The organism is Synechococcus sp. R5-12 (assembly GCF_047502655.1).
Taxonomy (GTDB): domain Bacteria; phylum Cyanobacteriota; class Cyanobacteriia; order Thermostichales; family Thermostichaceae; genus Thermostichus.
On record NZ_JANSIM010000292.1, the window covers coordinates 1 to 530 of the forward strand.

Consider the following 530-nt stretch of genomic DNA (forward strand, 5'->3'; position numbering starts at 1 on the left):
ACTGACGAGCTGGCTATCCTTCAGGCCAAGCTGCAGGAGTACCTGGACAACGGATCCCAACTGGGCTGGTTAATTGACCCAGAAAAGGGCCAAGTTTACGTCTATCGCCCAGGTCAGCCGGTACAGGTTTTGGAGCGACCTGCTAGTTTGTCTGGGGATCCGGTTCTCCCTGGCTTTGTGGTGGATCTCACCTTAATCTGGGAATAGTGCTCCCCACGCTCTAAAACTGCCCACCAGGATGAGCTCATGATTGCCCTCAACCTGCAGCCGGCTGTGAATTTAACCGATGAAGTTTTCGAGCAGCTTTGTCGGCAGAATCCTGAGCTGCGCCTGGAACGCACCGCCCAAGGAGAACTGATCGCCATGGCCCCTGCAGGCAGCGAAAGTGGATTCCGCAACGCCGACCTGCTGGGCCAACTTTGGCAGTGGAATCGACGCAAGAACTTAGGTTTTGTCTTTGACTCTTCCGCGGGCTTTGCCCTGCCCAATGGGGCCATCCGCTCTCCCGATGCCGCTTGGATTGCCAAAGA

At 56.2% G+C, this 530-nt stretch carries 2 protein-coding genes; both read left to right on the plus strand.

All coding sequences use genetic code 11. From position 1 onward, the window contains the following. The coding region (locus NW843_RS13500) for a Uma2 family endonuclease (protein ID WP_414523205.1) at positions 1–207 on the plus strand (207 nt) is incomplete at its 5' end. A gap of 39 nt (positions 208–246) precedes the next feature. After that, the coding region (locus NW843_RS13505; protein ID WP_414523206.1) for a Uma2 family endonuclease at positions 247–530 on the plus strand (284 nt) is incomplete at its 3' end.